The following is a 17,137-nucleotide window of genomic DNA, read 5'->3' on the forward strand; positions in this document are numbered from 1 at the left end:
GCATACCCTCATACGCATGACGTCCCGCGCCCCGAACCGCCCCGTGGGCACGGTCACGCGCGGCACGACGAACCCCAACCGGCTGCGCCGCATGGACCGCTGGATCGCCGCGACGCACGGCCCCGACCTGCGCCGGGCCGCCGATCCCGTCGCCGTCGACCTCGGTTACGGGGCCGCGCCCTGGACCGCCGTCGAACTGCTGGGGCGACTGCGCTCAGTCGCGCCACGCGCGCGTGTCGTGGGCGTCGAGATCGAACCGGCCCGAGTGGCGGCCGCGCGGCCGTACGAGCGCGAGGGGCTGGCCTTCCGGCACGGAGGGTTCGAGATCCCGGTCTCCCGGCGGCCGCACCTGGTGCGCGCCGCCAACGTGCTGCGCCAGTACGACGAGGGCGAGGTCGCCGCGGTCTGGCGGCGGCTGTGCGCGCGGCTCGCGCCGGCCGAGGCGGCGACCGGGTTCCGCGGCGGCCTGCTCGTCGAGGGGACCTGTGACGAGATCGGGCGCCGGCACGTGTGGGTGGCGCTGGGACCGGAAGGCCCCCGCACGGTCACCTTCGCGACCCGGCTGGGCTCCCTGCAACGGCCCTCGGATCTCGCGGAGCGGCTGCCCAAGGCCCTGATCCACCGCAACGTCCCGGGCGAGCCCGTGCACGCCTTCCTGCGCGACTTCGACCGCGCCTGGGCGGCCGCCGCGCCGTTCGCGTCGTACGGCGCCCGGCAGCGGTGGATGCGCGCGGTACGGGACCTGACGGCCGACTGGCCGGTGACGGACGGGCCGACGCGCTGGCGACAGGGCGAAGTGACGGTGCGCTGGGCGGCGTTGGCGCCGCGGGACTGACAGCCCTTGCCTCCGGGCGAACCACCCGGCGACCACCCGGCGACCACCCGGCGACCACCCGGCGACCACCCGGGAACGATCTCCGTGAGTCGTTCGTCACACAGGCGGGGAGAGCGAATGTCGGGGCGGGCGGGAGGGGAAGGACTGCCGATGCCGGTTCCGTCATCACCTCTGTCGTTTTCGGCCGTGACGTGGCACGATCCCCCGAGCGCCTAAGTTACTGACGGTTAATCACACATGGGGGACGCGGTATGGGAACGGGGAAGCGCGGCCTGCTCGCCGCAGCTGTGACCGTGGTCTGCGCGGTCTCCGTGCTGGGGGCGCCCGGCGCGGCGTTCGCCAGCCCGAACCCCCCGCCGACGCCTGCGCCGTCGGCGGGTTCGTCGACCCCCGCGCTTCCCTCGACCGCCACCAACAAGGACCTCGAGGCCGTCCGCACCCAGCTCGAAGCGCTGTACCACGACGCCGCGGTGGCGACCGACGCCTACAACGCGGCCGAGGAGGCGGCGCAGAAGCAGTCCGCGGAGATCGTCGAGCTGGCCAAGAAGATCGTCGCGGGCCAGAAGAAGCTGGACGACCTCAAGGACCGCGCGGGCGCCGCCGCCCGCGCCCAGTACCGCACGGGCGGCCTGCCCGACGAGGCACAGCTGGTGCTGAGCGACGACCCGTCGGAGTTCCTCGACGGCGCGGGCCGGGTCCGCCAGGGCCAGCGCGCGACCAAGGGTCTGATCGGCCAGCTGACGCAGGTCCAGCAGGACTTGGAGCAGTACTCCAAGGACGCCTCCGCCCAGTGGCAGAAGCTGGAGGCGGGCCGCAAGACCAAGGCGGCGGCCCAGAAGAAGATCGAGAAGCAGATCGCCGCGGCGGAGAAGCTCGAGTCCCGGCTGGAGAAGAAGGAGAAGGAGCGCCTCGAGCAACTGGAGGCGCAGGTCGCACAGAAGGCGCAGACCGCCTGGCTGGACACCGGCATCCTCAAGGAGATCGACAGCGCGGCGTCCGTACAGGGCAAGGCGGCCGTGCGGTTCGCCACCGCGCAGATGGGCAAGCCGTACGTGTGGGGCGCCGAGGGACCGAGGAGCTTCGACTGCTCAGGCCTGACCTCCGAGGCCTGGAAGAGCGCCGGACGGCCGATACCCCGCACCTCGCAGGAGCAGTGGAAGCAGTTGCCGCACGTCGCCGTCCAGGACATGCGCCCCGGCGACCTGATCATCTACTTCGGCGACGCCAGCCACGTCGCGATGTACGTGGGCGACGGCGCGATCATCCACGCCCCGCGCCCGGGCCGCACGGTCACGCTCGCGGGCGCGGGCACGATGCCGATCCTCGGGGTGGTCCGGCCGGACGCGTGACCTCGCCCGCCTGAGCCGTGCGTGGCCTCGTCCGTCCGACCGCGCGCGACCTCATTGGTGTGACCCAGGGCACTTCTGTGGCCGCTCAGGTGTGTCGAGCCGGGGGCGACGTGACGTTCGTCATCCCCTCCCGGGGGCCGGCCTGTCCAACTGCGGTAGGGATCGCGGCATATGACAGGGGCCAGAGATCAAGCGGCGTGCCGTACGCCATTCCGCTGCGACGCCTTCTGCCGCTATGGTCCCCGTCGGTGGGTCGAGGTCCCTCGCCCCCGCCATGCCCTCGGGGGGAGGGAAGGAATCCAAGACGATGCCCGTACCCGTACCGCGGCAGAGAGCGATCCCGGCCGTGGAAAGTGGTCAGGCGCAGGCCGTGCCCGCAGTCGGCGGCCCCTCCGAGGAAGAAGCCGGTCGCGGGGAAGAGCAAGCCTGCCGCCACGAGACGACGGTGGCGAACGACACCGTCCCCTCCGGCGCGCACCACGCCGCGCGCGACGGAGCACACCCGCACCCGCAGGCCGGCGCGCACCGGAACACGCGTGACGGAGCGCTCAACGTTGCGCCCGCGGACGGCGTCCACCCTGGCGTGAACACCGCAGGCGTCAGCGCGCCCGGCGTCGCCGTGACCGGCGTCACCGCTCCGGGTGCGGCCGCGACCACGGCGGGCGCCGCGCACACTCCCCTCACGCTGCTGCTGATCGAGGACGACCCCACGGCCGCGCCGATCTTCCGCGACCTGCCCGACTCGGACGGCAGGCCGATCCGGGTCCGCACCGCCCGCAACCTCACCGAGGCCGAGCGGCTGCTCACCGACGACGTGCACTGCATCCTGCTCGACATCGCGCTGCCCGTGCCGGGCCGCACGGCCGCGGCCGCCGGTGACGACGAGCTCGCCGTGCTGCGGCACGTGCTGCGGCTCGCTCCTCGGCACGCCGTGCTCGCGCTCACCGCCTCCGGCGACGCCGAGCGCGGCGCCGAGGCCGTGCGCGTGGGCGCACAGGACTACCTCTTCAAGGACGAGCTGGACGGCCGTCTGCTGAGCCGCGCGATCCGGTACGCGGTGGAGCGGAAACGTTCCGACACGGCCGAGCGGCGGCTCGCCGAGGGCAAACTGCGCGCGCAGGAGAACGCCCGCCTGGAGCGCGGCCTGCTGCCCACGCCGCTGCTGGAGGGCTCCCCGCTGCGGTTCGCCGCCCGCTACCGCCCCGGCCGCTCGCGCGCCCTGCTCGGCGGCGACTTCTACGACACCGTCCGCACACCCGACGGCACCGTGCACGCCATGATCGGCGACGTCTGCGGGCACGGCCCGGACGAGGCCGCGCTCGGCGTGGAGCTGCGCATCGCATGGCGGGCGCTGACCCTGGCGGGCCTGTGCGGGGACCAGCTGCTGAACACGCTGCAGCAGGTGCTGGAGCACGAGCGCGACGACGACGAGATCTTCGCGACGCTGTGCACGGTGGACATCGCGCCCGACGGCCGCCGGGCGGGCCTGTGCCTGGCCGGCCACCCGGCGCCGCTGATCGCCCGCCCGGACCGGCCCGCGCGCCTGCTGCCGTACGACAACAACGGCCCCGCGCTCGGCCTGCTGCCGGGTGCCCGCTGGCCGCGGATGCAGGTCGAGCTGGGCGCGGAGTGGAGCCTGATGCTGTACACCGACGGCCTCATCGAGGGGCGGATCGGCGAGGGCAGGGAACGGCTCGGCCAGGACGGCATGGTGGAGATGATCCGCCGCCAGCTCGCCGAGGGGCTCAGCGGGGAGGCGCTGCTGCGCGCCGCGGTGAGCGAGGTGCGCGAGCTCAACGGGGGCGAGCTGACGGACGACGTCGCGGTGGTCCTGCTGGACCGGGTGCCGTAGGAAGACGCGGGACACGCCGCGCCGCCGCGCGGCACCCTGCGCGCCGCGCGCCCACTACCGCGGCTGCTGCCGCGCGTGGTGCGTGGTGCCCGGCGCGGGACCGCCCTAGCGTCCGCCGTTGTACGGGCCGTACGGGCCGTCGCTGCTGCTTCCGCCGCGCCGGCGGCCCCAGCCGCCGCCCGAGACCTGCCGGAGGGCCGGACGGACGTCCACGAAGAAGACGATCGAGGCGACGAGGCCCGCGAGCTGCAGGAAGAGCATCGGCACCAGAAGGTTCACCGCGACCGCGATGCCGAGGATGATCAGCCAGAAGCCCTTGTTCTGCTTGTCGGCGGCGCGGTACGCGTCGTCACGGAACAGCGCGGCCATCACCAGTGCCACCACGGCGAAAGCCAACATGGCGAGGTAGAGCAGCCACATCAGCCCCGCGAAGCCTGCCATCAGCACAACGCCCACCACCTGATTCGACGCGTCTCGTCCCGGACTCGACCTGCTCGTGTCCTACGCGGTCACCGTACCCGCAACCGCGCTTCCGCTACCTGCACAACGGGCCGGGCACCTCGTCAGTGCCCGGCCCGTGTCCGTATGTCGTCTTCCGCCGTGTCCGTCCCGGCCGTCGGTCTCACTTGGCGGGAGGCGTCGTCTTCTTCGCGGCGGGCTTGCGCACCGGGGCCTTCCGGGCGACGGGCTTCTTCGCCGCGGCGGTCTCGGACCGGGCCTCGGCGGGAGCGGTCTTCGGCTCGTCGGTCCGGAGCTGGACCGGCTCGGGCTTCGGCGCCGTCTTCGGCTCGGCGTTCGGCTCGACCGCGATGGCGAGCTCCTCGATCTCCTCGGCGGCCTCGCCACGCCAGGTCTTCACGGCCTGCTCGCCGTGCTCGGCGACCTTCTCGTAGGTCTCACGGGCCTTGACGGCGTACTCGGCGGCGACGCCGACACCGCGCAGGGCGAGGTCCTGGGCGGACTCGCCGAGCTTCTTCAGGTCGGCGTCGAGGGTGCTGCCGATCTTCTTGATGTCACCGTCGAGGGTGCTGATGAAGTCGGTGACCTTGGCCTGGAGGGACTCCTGCGCCTCCTTGGCGCGGGCGGTCGCCTCCTTGGCGCGGGCCGTCGCCTCCTTGGCGCGGGCGTTGGCCTTCTCCTGCACGGACTTCGGGTCGGTGTTGCGGACGGCCTCGAAACGCGCCGGGGCCTCGGTGCGCAGCTGCTCCACCAGACCCGGCACCTTCTTCGCCTGCTGGAGAGCCAGGTCGGCGGTGCCCGCGGCGAAGTAGAGCGGAGTCGGGTCGCTGAAGGTCTTGCGCAGGTCGTCGGTGATGGCCATGGTGAGGGTCCTCCCGGATTCACATTCGTCTGTGTTCGTCTGTGGGTCGTGCGCGCCGAGTACGCCCGAGTACGTCGTCCTCGGCTGAGGATCGTGCGGTTCCGCAGCGGTGCGGCCGGTCCCCTGGTCCGGTCAGCCGGCCGACTGCTGCGGGTCGACGTCGCCTCCGTGGGCCCCGAGGCCCGTTCCGTCCGCGCGGCCGTCGTCGCTCCCGATCCCGTTCTCCCTGCGGAAGGACTCGTAGATCTGGAGCAGCGCCTGCTTCTGGCCCTCGGTCAGGGTGGGATCGGCGAGGATGACCGCCCGGGTCTCGACCTCGTCCCGGTCCCGCTCCGCGTCGAGGATGCCGGCCCGCACGTACAGCGTCTCGGCGGAGATCCGCAGGGCCTTGGCGACCTGCTGCAGCACCTCCGCGCTCGGCTTGCGCAGCCCGCGCTCGATCTGGCTCAGATACGGATTGGACACCCCGGCGGCGTCGGCGAGCTGCCGGAGCGACAGCTGCGCGTTGCGCCGCTGCTCGCGCAGGTAGTCACCGAGATTGCCGACGTTGAGCGATGCCATGCCTCCACCTTGCACCACCCCCGCTAACTATTGCAAGCACCTGCTTGCAAAAGTGCGCCGTGTCACTCCGCGCCAACGACGACCCACTCGCTGCCCGGCTGTCCGCGGAGACGGTGACCCGGCCAGGCAGGGAACCGTGATCGCTCAGCTTTTCTGGGAACGGACAGCGCTCTCGCGTTGGGCGGTCAGGATGGCTGGACCTGGTCGAAGAAGGCGAGGGCTTCGGCGGGGTCCGGGCTCACGAGGCGCTCCAGGCCTGCCGTCGTGATCTTCGCCCACCTTCCGGCCCGCTCCCACATCCGTTCCTCGAAGGCGCGGACGGCGTCGTCCAGATCCTCGGGGCCGGCGGCGATGGACTCCGCGAGTTCGGCGCCTTCCAGCATCGCGAGGTTCGCGCCCGCCCCCAACGGCGGCATCAGGTGGGCGGCGTCGCCCAGCAGCGTCACCCCGGGGACATGGGTCCAGGTGTGGGACACGGGCAGGATGTGAAGGGGGCGGTGGACGAACACGGTGCCGCGGTGGAGGAGGTCGAGGACGGGAGCGGCCCAGCCGTCGAACAGGGCCAGCAGGCTCGAGCGCACGGCCACGGCGTCGGCCGTGTCCAGGTTCGTGTGCCAGTCCAGCGACGCGCGGAACTTGGCGTACACCTTGACGTGGCCGCCGCTGTTGCGCTGGGCGACGAGGGAGCGGTTCACGCCGTACACGGCCACGGAACCGTCGCCGATCAGCCGGGCGAGGTCGGGATGCCGGGTGTCGACGTCGTCGAGGGAGGTCTCGACCGTGGTGACGCCGGTGTAGTGCGGCGTCACCGGCGAGACCGCCGGGCGGACTCGGGACCAGGCGCCGTCAGCGCCGACCACGAGGTCGAACGTCTCCTGTCGCCCGTCCGTGAAATGGACCCGTACGCCGTCCCCGGTCCCTGGCACCACCTGCGTCACGCCCCGCCCCCACTGGACGTCGAGCGGGCCGAGCAGCAGGTCACGGAGTTGCCCGCGGTCGATCTCGGGGTTGGCCCGGTCGTCCGGACGGGGTCGCCAGTCGCGCAGGACGGTCCCGGTCGTGTCCAGGATGCGCATGGCCTGCCCCTCGGAACGGGACAGCTCCTGGAACTCCGCCATCAGCCCCGCCTTGTCCAATGCGAGCTGGCCCAGCCCTGCGTGCAGGTCCAGCGTGCCGCCCGGGGGGCGGGCGTCGGGGGCGGGGTCGCGTTCGAGGACGGTGACCGGGTGACCATGGCGGTGCAGGACGCGGGCGAGGGTGAGGCCGCCGGGACCCCCGCCGACCACTGCGATGCGATGTCTCATGCCGATACACTGTATTGACACATGACGATGTATCGCAAGAGTACGGTGTGACCATGACTGTGTGGGACCGGCCGGAGCCGCCGACTCGACCCGTGCCGCTCGACCGGGAGCGGATCGTCGCCGCCGCCGTCGCGCTGGCCGACGCGGGCGGCCTGGAGGCGGTGTCCCTCCGCAAGGTCGCCGCCCGGCTGAACGCCGGCCCGATGCGGCTGTACGGATACATCTCCACCAAGGAGGAGTTGTTCGACCTCATGGTGGACGAGGTCCAGGCCGAGATCCTCCCCGAGGAGAAGCCCGGCGACTGGCGGGAGACACTGCGCGTCCTCGCTCACCGCACCAGGCGGGCCGCTCTCCGTCACGAATGGCTGGCCGACCTGCTCGGCGGCCGCCCGGCCCTGGGCCCGAACGGCCTCGCCGTGACCGAGGCCACGCTGGCCGCCCTCGACGGCCTCGCCGACGTCGACACCGTCATGCGGGCGGTGGAGACCGTCAGCGCCTACTTCACCGGCGCGATCAGGCGCGAGATCGCGAACCTGCGGGCCGAGCGTGCCACGGGCCTGTCCAAGCGCGACTGGCAGCGCGCCTCCGGGCCGCATGTCACGAGAATGCTGGCCACAGGCCGCTTCCCGGCGCTGGCCAAGGCCGTGCACGACGGCACGGACATGGACGCCGAGGCAACGTTCGCGACCGGCCTGGACTGGGTTCTCGACGCCGTGGCCGCCAAACTCGCCCGGCCGCCGGCGTGACGCCCGGCTCCGGCCGAATCCGCGCGGGGCTCGGGTTTCGGACGGTAGTGCCACCACAGGCCGCGCGGTCCATGCCACCACAGGCCGCGCGGTCTTGGACCGGAACCCCTTTCCCCGCACCGCACATCCAGAGACCTATCGGGAGTAACCCTGTGGCACGCCTGTGGGAACTGCAGGAAAGCATCGTCGTCGACGCTCCCCGCGCAGAGGTGTACGCGGCGCTGTCCCATCTGCGGAACATGGGCAGATGGAGCCCGGAATGCTTCTACGTGTGGCATCGCGGCACGACGGCACGCGAAGGAACCGGATTCGTGGGGTTCAACCGCAAGGGCCTTCTCGTGTGGTTCACGACCTGCCGGGTCACCGTGGCCGACGCGCCCCACGAGTTCGCGTTCCGGGTCAGCACCTTCGGCCTGCCCGTGGCCCTGTGGGGCTACCGGCTCGAGCCGGAGGGTGACGGGACCCTCGTCACCGAGTACTGGCAGGACCTGCGGAGCGGGGCCGGTTCGCGCGTCACGGAGCTGCTCGGACTCCTGTTCACCGGCACCCGCCCCGAGGCCCGTGCGGCGGCCAACCGGGCTGGCATGCGCACCACGCTGCTGCGGCTGAGGCAAACCGTGACGGCCTGACGGATCGACAGACCGACGGAGAGGCGGCTCTGCTCGTGAAGCCCACCGCGGCTGCCCGCCACCTGACGGCCCGCCCCGCCCGCCTCACCGCCCCTCCCACGGCAGGGCCCGTCAGCCCTCCGCCTCCCACGGCAGGGCCCGTTCGTGCACCACGTCCAGGCGGGAGACCGCGCGGGTGAGGACCACGTAGAGGCGGTTCAGGCCGCGGTGCTCCGACTCCGCGACGGCCGCCGGTTCGACGGCGACGACGTGGTCGTACTCCAGGCCCTTGACGAGGGTCGCGGGGACCACCGTCACCCGGGCGGGCGGGTCCTGCGGGCCGGCGGCCGGGACGCCGGACGCGGTGAGGGCCTCACGGATCGCGTCGGCCTGGGAGTCCGCGGCGATGACGCCGACCGAGCCCTCGTGGGTGAGCGCGTCGCGGACGGCGGCGGCGACCGCGGACGGGAGGTCGCCGTCGGCCCGCCGCACGCGCAGTGCGCCGTCCCGGCGCAGGGAGCGGGCCCGGGGCACCTCGGCGTCGAGGCGGTCCAGGAGGCGGTCCGCGAGGGCGAGCACGGCGGCCGGGACGCGGAAGCCCGTGGTCAGCGGCACGATCGTGGCGTCCGGCTTGCCCAGGTGGGTCAGCTGGACCTGCCAGGAGGACGCCGCCCAGTCCGTGGTGCCCTGGGCCAGGTCGCCGAGGACCGTGAGCGAGCCGAAGCGGACCCGGCGGGCGACGGCCCGGCACTCCATCGGCGAGAGGTCCTGGGCCTCGTCGACGACGACATGACCGTATCCCCGTGGATGGTCCAGCAGGCCGGCGATCTCGTCGAGGAGGACGAGGTCGGCGGCCGACCAGCGTGCCGACTTCGGGGTGCGGGGCGGGCGCGGCCAGTGCAGGGCCCGCTGTTCGTCGGGGTCCAGGAGGCCGTCCGCGGCCCGGGCCAGTTCCTGCGGGTCGGTGAGGAGCCGGGCCAGCACCTCCGCCGGCCGCGCCTTCGGCCACACCCTCTCCACGCAGGCGCTCACCGGCGCGGCCCGTTCGATCCGGCGCGTCCAGGAGGCCGGACGGGGCCCGCTGCGGCGTTCCACCTGTTCCTGGATCCGGCGCACGATCCGGGCCCGTACCCGCTCACGGCCGGTGTCGTAGGGCGGCTCCTCGGCCAGCACGGTGGCGACGATCTCCGTCAGCACCCGGCCGGCGATGCGCCGGTGACCGGAGCCCTCCGGGATGTGCAGGTCCTCGGCGCGGTCGGCCGCCACCCGTCCGTACACGGCCCGCCGCAGCACCTCGGCCATCCGCGGGTCGTGCTTGACGGCGGCGGTCCGCTCGGGGTCGGTGCCGGTCAGCCGGTGGCCGGCGGCGATCTCGTCCTGGAGCGTCGACTGGCGGACGCCGGTCTCACCGAGGGAGGGGAGCACCTCGGCGATGTAGGAGAGGAAGGCGCGGTGGGGGCCCAGGATCAGCAGACCGCCGCGCCGGATGCGGCGCGGGTGGGTGTAGAGGAGATAGGCCGCCCGGTGCAGGCCGACCGCGGTCTTGCCGGTGCCGGGGGCGCCCTGCACGCACACCGATACGGCGAGGTCCCCGCGCACGAGGTCGTCCTGCTCGGGCTGGATGGTCGCGGCGATGTCCCGCATGGGGCCCACCCGGGGGCGTTCGATCTCGCGCGCGACGATGCCGCCGCCCGGCCCGCCGACGCCGGCGCTCGGGTTCACGCCGCCCCCGCTCGCGTTCCCGCTGCCCCCGTCCAGCCGTTCGTCCTCCAGGCCCGTCAGGTCGGCGGAGTCGCCCCGGCTGCCCAGGGCCCAGCCGAACCGTCGCCGTACGGCCACGCCCTGCGGGTCGCGGACGCTCGCCTGGTAGAAGGCGCGGGAGACGGGGGCGCGCCAGTCGACGACGAGCGGCGGGGCGGCCGGGTGCTCGCTGACGCGGAGCCGTCCGATGTGGTGGGCGAGGCCCTCGTGCGCGCCGCCCGTGCCGTGCGCGAAGTCGAGCCGACCGAAGAACAGCGGGCCTTCCGGCAGTTCGTGCAGGGCTTTGGCATGGCTGCGCAGCTGGTAGCCGAGGACTTCGGCGTCGGCGCCGGAGGCGGAGACGTCCTCGCCGGTGGCCACCTGGAGGTCGGCGCCCGCGACCATGGCGGCGAAGGCGGCCCGGCAGGCGTCGTGGTGGGCACGTTCGGCGTGAAGGGCGGTGTCGAGGTCGGGTGCCGTCATACGGCGAGGATACCGAAAAGCGTTACCCGGTTACATTTTTTATGTGGTCACGTTATCTATTCGGCAAGGGAGGTACGGGCGAGTTGCGGCAGCCCCGTTTCCAACATGCCGAAGGCCCGCTCGGCCGCGGCCACCGCGTCCCCCCGCACATCCTCCAGCCGCTCGCCCGCCGCGACCCGGCGCCAGGTGTACTCGGCGAGGATCCGTCGGACGGCGATGATCTGGCCGGCCGCCAGCCGGGCGTCGAGGGCGGTGGGCAGGTCGTCCGCGAGGGCCTCGGCGAGGGCCGCCTCCGAACGCTCCAGATAGCCGTGCAGCCGGGCGACGAGGGAGGGGGTGCCGTAGAGGAGGTCGTAGAAGGCCCGCACGTGCGGGTGGTCGTTGAGGCCGGTGACGGGGTCCTCGGCGGCCAGCCCGTCGAGGAAGTGCCGGCGCAGGGCGACGAGCGGCGCGACCCCCTCGGCGCGCGCCCCGGCGACGACGCGTGCCGCCTCCCCCTCGTGATCGGCGATCTGGTGCAGGACCAGATCCTCCTTGGTCGGGAAGTACCGGAACAGGGTCGGCTTGGAGATCTCGGCCGCGGCGGCCACCTCGGCGACGGACACCGCGTCGAAGCCGCGCTCGAGAAAGAGCCGGACGGCGACCTCCGACACGGCCCTGTACATCCGCTGCCTCTTGCGCTCACGCAGCCCGGTCGCACTCATGGGAGGAGCGTACGGGGCGGCGCCGAGCCGTCCGCCGGGATCACCTTTCCGGCGCCGCGCAGCAGCACCGGCCGGGACGCGGGGACGCGGCGACGCCGGGCGTCAACTGACCCTGGCCCGAACCGTGTTCGACGCACGAACAGACCATGGTCGCCCTAGGCCAGGGCCCGGGCAAGATAGGGGTTCGCGGCCGCCGGGAGAGAGAGGCCGAGGGAAGCGATGGCGGTCGCGAGGGTGTCGGCGTAGGAGTTGACGGCCCGGCGGACGTTGGGGGCGTCCAGGCCCGACCCTGTCGCGAGACGGTCGAGATCGATGTACGCAGAACGGATGACCTCGATCCGGCGGTATACGGTCCAGTCCTTCTCCGAGTCCCTGGTGTACTCCGGTGCCAGCTGCCGTTGCCACCGCAGGAACATCCGTTCCCTGATCTCCGGTCTCGTGGGGGTCAGGTGCATGTGCCGGACCAGGTCGTAGAGCGGATCGCCGACCAGGGCCATCTCCCAGTCGATGATCGTCAGCGCCAAGGCGTCGTCGCGGCGCACCAGGTTCCAGGGGTTGAGGTCGCCGTGCAGCAGCGCCGGCGCGCGACGGCTCACCCGGTGGCGGAAAAGGATTTCCCGAAGGCGCTGCTCGTCGGGCAGCCCCAGCGTGCGGGCCAGTTGCAGCGACTTCTTCGGCAGGTCCCGGACCAGACCGACCAGCTGTTCCTTCAGCCACTCGCAGAAGTCGACGTGCCCGGCCTGCGGGTCGATCAACACATGGTCCACCCGGGCCAGTTCGCACAACTGGTCGACCAGCGCGTCCGCCTCGTGCGGCCGCAGGCCGTCCACCGGGTGGACGGGGGGCCGGTCGATATGGGTGCCCTCGTAGGTGTGGATGCTGAGCTGGTCGTCCGGGTAGCTCGTCCCCAGCGCAAGGACCTCGGGCGCCGCCACCCGGACGCGCGACTTCTGGATCGCCTGCAGGACGACATGCTCACTCAGGTATCTGGGCTCCCGGCGCGAGACGTCCGGCAGTTTGCGCCGCACGACCACAGGAGTCCGCATGCCCTGCACCAGGACCACCGAGTTGAGGTGCGCGGTTCCCTTGAAGACCCGGTGCGCCGGAGCTGCTCCCTCCACGGCCAGTGCCTCCAGCACAGCGGACCCCGGGAAGCGGGGGTTCTCGGGAAGGCGCGGATCCGGCGTCCAGCCGAAGGCCTTCCTGCTCCAGTCCTGGTCGCTCACCACCCTGTCGCGCCGCGACACCCGCCACCGGAACAGCGCACGTCCGATCTCGCCCTCCGCCGGGACGTTCCGCAGTCGCAGTGGCTCCTCCGCCGCGATCAGCGCCCGGCGCACCTCCACCGTCGCCTCGTCGAGGCTCTTGCCGGTGCACGACTCCTGCAGCGACCGCGCGGCACGCATCACGTCCGGATAGACCGACTGGGCCCGCTCGAAGGCCAGATAGTGGCGCAGATCCTTGCCGTAACCCTTGGCGGCGCCGGGCCGGAAACGGCAGATGGCCTCCGCCCACGCGTCGATCACCTCCTCCCACTGGTGATCCGGGTAGTGCATGCGCACCAGATGTGTGGCGAGGTCGTGCAGCGGGTCTCCCCAGGTCGCCAGCTCCCAGTCGACGCAGACCAGGGGCGGTGCGCCGTCGTACGACACGATCACGTTGTCCCGGTGCAGATCCGCGTGGAGCAGGCTGTACGGCCGCCGGGTCATCGCGGGCACTCGCTCGGCGAAGCGGAGCAGGGCGTCGTCGGAGATGCCCAGCGCCTTGAACAGACCGCCGAACTCGGCCCAGTTGGGCTTGCGGATCTGTTCGTCGGCGCAGTGGGCCAAGGTCTTCAGGAAGCCCTGGCCGTCAGTGTGGTTGGCAGGCCAGGAACCCGGCAGCGGCGGCAGGGCCTGCCGCCGCACCTGGGTCATCTGTCCCAGGAGACCGGCGAGCGCCCTGAGCAGCAGGGTGTCGACAGGCTTACCGTTTCCGCAGACGGTGGAGAGCGGAACGCCCTCCACATAGCTGTGAAGGGCGTAGCCGTGCGCTTTGACCAGGCATTCCGGCGCGTGCGGCAGGACGCCCTGGACGGCTTTCAGGATGGCCGCCTCGTCCTGCCAGGTCCTGATCACCACCGGCAGCGCGTCGGAGCGCCGGGTGCGCACGACCACCGAGGTGCCGGGGGCGCGGCCCACGAGCGGGGCGACGTCATCCGTCAGCGGCAGCACGTAGTTGCGATTGTGGTGGCCGCTGGACTCCCGGGTCGACACGGCGGCCTTGAAGAAAGCCCGCAGTGCTCCCTGAGCGGCTCGTTCCCCGAGCTGACGAGGGGGAACAAGGTGGTCGACCACTGGCCGCTCCGGAGATTCGCGCTGGGCATGTTTAGGGCAAACGTAAAGGTGCCGCACGACCGAAGCGATGCAAGTGAGCCAATGGGTGGTGCGCCACTCATCCACGTCAGGCCGTCCGAGACTGGCTGGTTCGCCGTCTCATACGTATGGACGGGAGCGATTGCTCGCGCGATTGAGGCATGTTAGCGCAGCCACCGTGGCTATTCGGCGAGAAAGTTCCACACGGAGTCGAACCATGCCTGCCAGGTGTCGACGAAGACCGTGCCCGGCGAGTTCGGGTCCGTGTCCTTCACATGGTGGGTGAGGGTGGCGCCGAGGCCCAGCACGTCCAGGGCGGTGATCTCTTCGCCGGAATCCAGTTCGATCTGCCGCTGGATCACCTCGTAGGGGCCGTGCAGGGCCTCCGTGCCGTTCAGCAGGTACAGCTTGAAGGCCGGCGTCAGCGGCGCGTGCCGGATCCGGACGTCGACCGCGGACACGTACTTCTCCGTCTTCAGGTCCTTCAGCACTCCGCGCAGCGAGTCCGTGTGACGGTCGGTGATGTCGTGCAGCCGGTTGCGCAGACGGTCGTCGTTCCTGTCGTCCTTGACCCGTGGATAGGGCAGGTCGAGGTCCCGGGAGGGGAGGATCATGCGCAGGCCGATGCGCCTGGGGGCTATCGAGCCGCCGCGGATCCGCTCGGCCTGCAGCCTGATGTGCGCGTCCAGCGATTCGGACGTCAGCGTGTAGACGTCCACGGTGACGTCGGGCTGTTCGAACGCCTCGCTGAGCAGCGGACCCAGCGTCGCGCCGTGGCGCAGCCGGGTGGCTCTGGGCGTCGACGAGTGAATCCGCTGAATCTTGATCACCCGGGAGCCGCTGCCCTGGCGGGACTCGATCCAGCCCTCGTTGGCCAGTTCCCGCAGCACGCGCTGCACGGTGTCGCGGGAGACCCCGTACTCCTCGGCCAGGTCCCGCTGGGAGGGCAGGAAGGAGCGCAGCGAATAGGTGCCGTCCGTCATCCGGGCCCGCAGGTCCTCGGCGACCCGATGGAACTCCCTGCCTCCGCCGTCACCGCTCTGCTGCGCGTCCACACGGCGACCGTACCGCCATCCGGCCAATGGCAAACCAGTATCGGTCAAGTCCTGTGTCAGACCCGGGGCAGACCTCGGTCAAGTCTCATGCAAGGCAGGCCGGTTAAGGATCAGCCGGCCAGGGGAAATCCATTTCAAGGCAACCAGTCCAATTGGACCGGTAATGGCAAGCTTCTCCGAGACTGGCAAGGAGGTGGAAGGCCATGCTCCTGTTATCGGCGCTCTGGGAACTCCTCGCGTTCTGCGCGGGGTTCACGGTGCGGGCCAAACTGGGGGTGGCGGGGGTGCTGCTGCTGTTCACCCTGGCCGTGGGCGTGCGAGCCCGGCACGACGTGCTCGCCGTCGGGACGGCCGTCGTGCTCGTGGCTCTGATGCTCAGGTTCTGACCGCGTCCAGTACCGGTTCCAGGGACGGCACCACGAGGGTCGCGCCCGCACCCGTGAGCAGTTTCTCCTTGCGCTCGTTACGCGCGTAGCCGAGGAAGGGGACGCCCGCCTCGCGGGCGGCCAGGAAGTCGGAGGGGGTGTCGCCGATCATCAGCGCTGTGCCGGGCGCCGAGCCCATGGCGCGCAGGGCGAGGTTCAGGCAGTGCGGGTGCGGTTTGAGGTGGCGCAGCTCCTGGGTGCGACCGTAGACGTGAGGCGTGAAGCACGAGGCGAGCCCCCGGGACGCGAGGTAGGTGGCGACCACCCGGGGGGAGTTGTTGGTGGTGATCGCCAGCCGCAGGCCGAGGGCGGTCAGGGTGCGTATCAGCGGGTCGGCGTAGGGCGTGGGCATCGCCGTGGCCGTGGCTCTCAGCTCTTCCTGGGTGAGGCGTTCCTCCAGCTCGGTGACCAGGTCGCTGCCCGGGTGCCGGCGGTCCACTGCGCGCAGCACGACGTGCGGGTCGAGCGAGTCCCGCTCGGACTCCGTCAGCAGGTGGTGCAGGCCCCGCCCTTCGAGCCACTCCACCAGGCCGTCGGCCACCACGTCCGCCGAATGACCGGCGAAGAGACGGCAGATGGGCCCGTCGAAGTCCCAGAGGACGACGCGCGCACGGCCGATCACTTCCCGCAGGTCAGCGGTCTCGGTGTCGGTGTCGGGGGTCACCTGTTGAGTCTGCTGCGTATCAGAGGTCACTAGGAGAGTGTCAGGTCCGTCGTGATGGTTTCCCAGAGGGCGTCGAACCACTTCTGGGATTCCTCCACGAACGCGGCATCGCGCTGACCGGCCGCCTTCTCGAAGGAGAAGAGCAGCGACTCGGTGCCCAGCACGTCGTACATGTCCAGGGTTCCGCTGTCGGTGGCCTCCTCGCGGCGGGTGACCATGTAGTACGCCATCAGCGCCTCCCGGCCGTTGAGGAGGTACAGCTTGACCGGCGGGGTGAAGGGCAGCGCGCGGAAGGTGATGTTGACGTCGATGCCGTGTGAGCGCAGGGTCTGCAGGTTGTGGCGCAGCACGTGACCCTGGGCGTTGCGCATGGCCAGCCAGCGTTGGTGGACCGGGTCGTCGTCGCCGCGGCCGTCGACCGGCACCGGGAAGGCGAGGCTGATGTCCCGGGACGGCAGCAGGATGCGCACGTCGATCCTGGCGGGCTTCAGCTGCCCCCCGTGGATCAGCCGCAGCGGTTCGCTCAGGGCCGGGATGAGGCTCTCGGCGGTGAGGCAGGCGGCGTCGATGCGCACATGGGGCGCGGAGAAGGCGGCTGTGATCCGGGGGGCCAGGCCGACCATCGTGGGCTGGGGCTCGTCGCGGCCCGGCGCCGCCGGCTGGGCGATCCGGGGCGGGCTGCCCTTGCTCACGTCGGTGAGCAACCCGTCGTCCTGCAGTGACCGCAGGGCCTGGCGGACGGCGCCGCGCTCCACGCCGAACTCGTCGGCGAGTTCGGCCTGCGTGGGCAGCCGGTCGCCGGCCTTGAGCTCCCCGGCGCGGATGCGTTCGCGCAGGACATCGGCGATCTCCTGCGGCGAGAGCCGTCCGCTGCCGTTCACTGCCACGTTCTCCTGGGTCACGACCAAACGCTACAACTTCCATCCATCTGACGGGAGTTGTTTGAAAGTTGTTTAGAAGTTGCCACCAAGTGGGGACAACATAGTCATAGTTGGTTGCCAACTTGAGTGAGTTGGCGGAAGGTTTGCCTCCCACTCCCGGACTTCGGTCCCGGACCACGATCACGGACTTCGGTCCCGGACCTCGATCCCGGCCCCGATCCGGGACTTCGTCTCCCAGCCTCCGAAGGGGGGAAC

The 17,137-nt window shown here is 71.6% G+C and carries 16 protein-coding genes; 6 read left to right on the plus strand and 10 right to left on the minus strand.

Going from position 1 to position 17,137, the window contains the following annotated elements; translation table 11 throughout:
* Positions 1–16: 16 nt before the first annotated feature.
* From QF032_RS18395 to QF032_RS18405, 3 genes are all read left to right on the plus strand, one after another.
* Positions 17–835: a class I SAM-dependent methyltransferase gene (locus tag QF032_RS18395; RefSeq protein WP_307044057.1), complete on the plus strand. Its 819-nt coding sequence runs from the start codon at positions 17–19 to the stop codon at positions 833–835.
* A 251-nt stretch (positions 836–1,086) separates the two neighbouring features.
* Entirely contained in the window at positions 1,087–2,184 is a 1,098-nt protein-coding gene (locus QF032_RS18400) for a C40 family peptidase (RefSeq protein WP_307044059.1), read from the plus strand.
* 307 nt (positions 2,185–2,491) lie between these two features.
* Positions 2,492–4,036: a PP2C family protein-serine/threonine phosphatase gene (locus QF032_RS18405; protein ID WP_307044061.1), complete on the plus strand. Its 1,545-nt coding sequence runs from the start codon at positions 2,492–2,494 to the stop codon at positions 4,034–4,036.
* 105 nt (positions 4,037–4,141) lie between these two features.
* On the opposite strand, the gene QF032_RS18410 is transcribed toward QF032_RS18405, so the two are convergent.
* The 4 genes from QF032_RS18410 to QF032_RS18425 form a co-directional block, all read right to left on the minus strand.
* Complete coding sequence (locus tag QF032_RS18410) at positions 4,142–4,477, minus strand: DUF2516 family protein (protein ID WP_373430479.1); 336 nt, start codon at positions 4,475–4,477, stop codon at positions 4,142–4,144.
* Between the two features lie 181 nt (positions 4,478–4,658).
* Positions 4,659–5,357: a hypothetical protein gene (locus QF032_RS18415; protein WP_306951021.1), complete on the minus strand. Its 699-nt coding sequence runs from the start codon at positions 5,355–5,357 to the stop codon at positions 4,659–4,661.
* Positions 5,358–5,489: 132 nt separating this feature from the next.
* Positions 5,490–5,918 (minus strand): helix-turn-helix domain-containing protein, encoded by a 429-nt coding sequence (locus QF032_RS18420; RefSeq protein WP_307044063.1) that lies wholly within the window; start codon positions 5,916–5,918, stop codon positions 5,490–5,492.
* A 185-nt stretch (positions 5,919–6,103) separates the two neighbouring features.
* Complete coding sequence (locus QF032_RS18425; protein ID WP_307044065.1) at positions 6,104–7,222, minus strand: FAD-dependent oxidoreductase; 1,119 nt, start codon at positions 7,220–7,222, stop codon at positions 6,104–6,106.
* Positions 7,223–7,275: 53 nt separating this feature from the next.
* Between QF032_RS18425 and QF032_RS18430 the strand changes: the two genes are divergently transcribed.
* Both QF032_RS18430 and QF032_RS18435 read left to right on the plus strand, forming a co-directional pair.
* Positions 7,276–7,968: a TetR/AcrR family transcriptional regulator gene (locus QF032_RS18430; protein WP_307044067.1), complete on the plus strand. Its 693-nt coding sequence runs from the start codon at positions 7,276–7,278 to the stop codon at positions 7,966–7,968.
* Between the two features lie 152 nt (positions 7,969–8,120).
* Positions 8,121–8,597, plus strand: a complete 477-nt coding sequence (locus QF032_RS18435; RefSeq protein ID WP_307044069.1) for an SRPBCC family protein — start codon at positions 8,121–8,123, stop codon at positions 8,595–8,597.
* Positions 8,598–8,708: 111 nt separating this feature from the next.
* On the opposite strand, the gene QF032_RS18440 is transcribed toward QF032_RS18435, so the two are convergent.
* The 4 genes from QF032_RS18440 to QF032_RS18455 form a co-directional block, all read right to left on the minus strand.
* Complete coding sequence (locus QF032_RS18440) at positions 8,709–10,799, minus strand: HelD family protein (RefSeq protein WP_307044071.1); 2,091 nt, start codon at positions 10,797–10,799, stop codon at positions 8,709–8,711.
* 56 nt (positions 10,800–10,855) lie between these two features.
* Positions 10,856–11,503, minus strand: coding sequence for a TetR/AcrR family transcriptional regulator (locus QF032_RS18445; RefSeq protein WP_307056625.1), 648 nt, complete (start codon positions 11,501–11,503; stop codon positions 10,856–10,858).
* Positions 11,504–11,658: 155 nt separating this feature from the next.
* Complete coding sequence (locus tag QF032_RS18450) at positions 11,659–13,758, minus strand: aminoglycoside phosphotransferase family protein (protein ID WP_307056626.1); 2,100 nt, start codon at positions 13,756–13,758, stop codon at positions 11,659–11,661.
* Positions 13,759–14,039: 281 nt separating this feature from the next.
* On the minus strand, positions 14,040–14,912 hold the full coding sequence (locus QF032_RS18455) for a winged helix-turn-helix domain-containing protein (RefSeq protein ID WP_307044076.1): 873 nt from the start codon (positions 14,910–14,912) through the stop codon (positions 14,040–14,042).
* A gap of 203 nt (positions 14,913–15,115) precedes the next feature.
* On the opposite strand from QF032_RS18455, the gene QF032_RS18460 reads away from it, so the two are divergent.
* The gene (locus QF032_RS18460) at positions 15,116–15,298 is read left to right on the plus strand and encodes a hypothetical protein (protein WP_306950992.1); all 183 of its coding nucleotides are present in this window, start codon (positions 15,116–15,118) and stop codon (positions 15,296–15,298) included.
* Here QF032_RS18460 and QF032_RS18465 read toward each other — a convergent pair.
* A complete protein-coding gene (locus QF032_RS18465; protein WP_307044078.1) occupies positions 15,288–16,001 on the minus strand; it encodes an HAD family hydrolase in 714 nt (237 codons plus the stop codon). The two genes, QF032_RS18460 and QF032_RS18465, sit on opposite strands and share 11 nt — an antisense overlap.
* A gap of 29 nt (positions 16,002–16,030) precedes the next feature.
* Positions 16,031–16,909, minus strand: coding sequence for a winged helix-turn-helix domain-containing protein (locus QF032_RS18470; RefSeq protein WP_307056629.1), 879 nt, complete (start codon positions 16,907–16,909; stop codon positions 16,031–16,033).
* Positions 16,910–17,137: the final 228 nt, after the last annotated feature.

It is taken from the genome of Streptomyces achromogenes, assembly GCF_030816715.1.
Lineage (GTDB): Bacteria > Actinomycetota > Actinomycetes > Streptomycetales > Streptomycetaceae > Streptomyces > Streptomyces achromogenes_A.

Bases quoted from the DNA above. Each gene is read 5' to 3' on its own strand.
- QF032_RS18395 (WP_307044057.1), top strand. From the start codon at position 17: ATGACGTCCCGCGCCCCGAACCGCCCCGTGGGCACGGTCACGCGCGGC.
- QF032_RS18400 (WP_307044059.1), top strand. From the start codon at position 1,087: ATGGGAACGGGGAAGCGCGGCCTGCTCGCCGCAGCTGTGACCGTGGTC.
- QF032_RS18405 (WP_307044061.1), top strand. From the start codon at position 2,492: ATGCCCGTACCCGTACCGCGGCAGAGAGCGATCCCGGCCGTGGAAAGT.
- QF032_RS18410 (WP_373430479.1), bottom strand. From the start codon at position 4,477: ATGGCAGGCTTCGCGGGGCTGATGTGGCTGCTCTACCTCGCCATGTTG.
- QF032_RS18415 (WP_306951021.1), bottom strand. From the start codon at position 5,357: ATGGCCATCACCGACGACCTGCGCAAGACCTTCAGCGACCCGACTCCG.
- QF032_RS18420 (WP_307044063.1), bottom strand. From the start codon at position 5,918: ATGGCATCGCTCAACGTCGGCAATCTCGGTGACTACCTGCGCGAGCAG.
- QF032_RS18425 (WP_307044065.1), bottom strand. From the start codon at position 7,222: ATGAGACATCGCATCGCAGTGGTCGGCGGGGGTCCCGGCGGCCTCACC.
- QF032_RS18430 (WP_307044067.1), top strand. From the start codon at position 7,276: ATGACTGTGTGGGACCGGCCGGAGCCGCCGACTCGACCCGTGCCGCTC.
- QF032_RS18440 (WP_307044071.1), bottom strand. From the start codon at position 10,799: ATGACGGCACCCGACCTCGACACCGCCCTTCACGCCGAACGTGCCCAC.
- QF032_RS18445 (WP_307056625.1), bottom strand. From the start codon at position 11,503: ATGAGTGCGACCGGGCTGCGTGAGCGCAAGAGGCAGCGGATGTACAGG.
- QF032_RS18460 (WP_306950992.1), top strand. From the start codon at position 15,116: ATGCTCCTGTTATCGGCGCTCTGGGAACTCCTCGCGTTCTGCGCGGGG.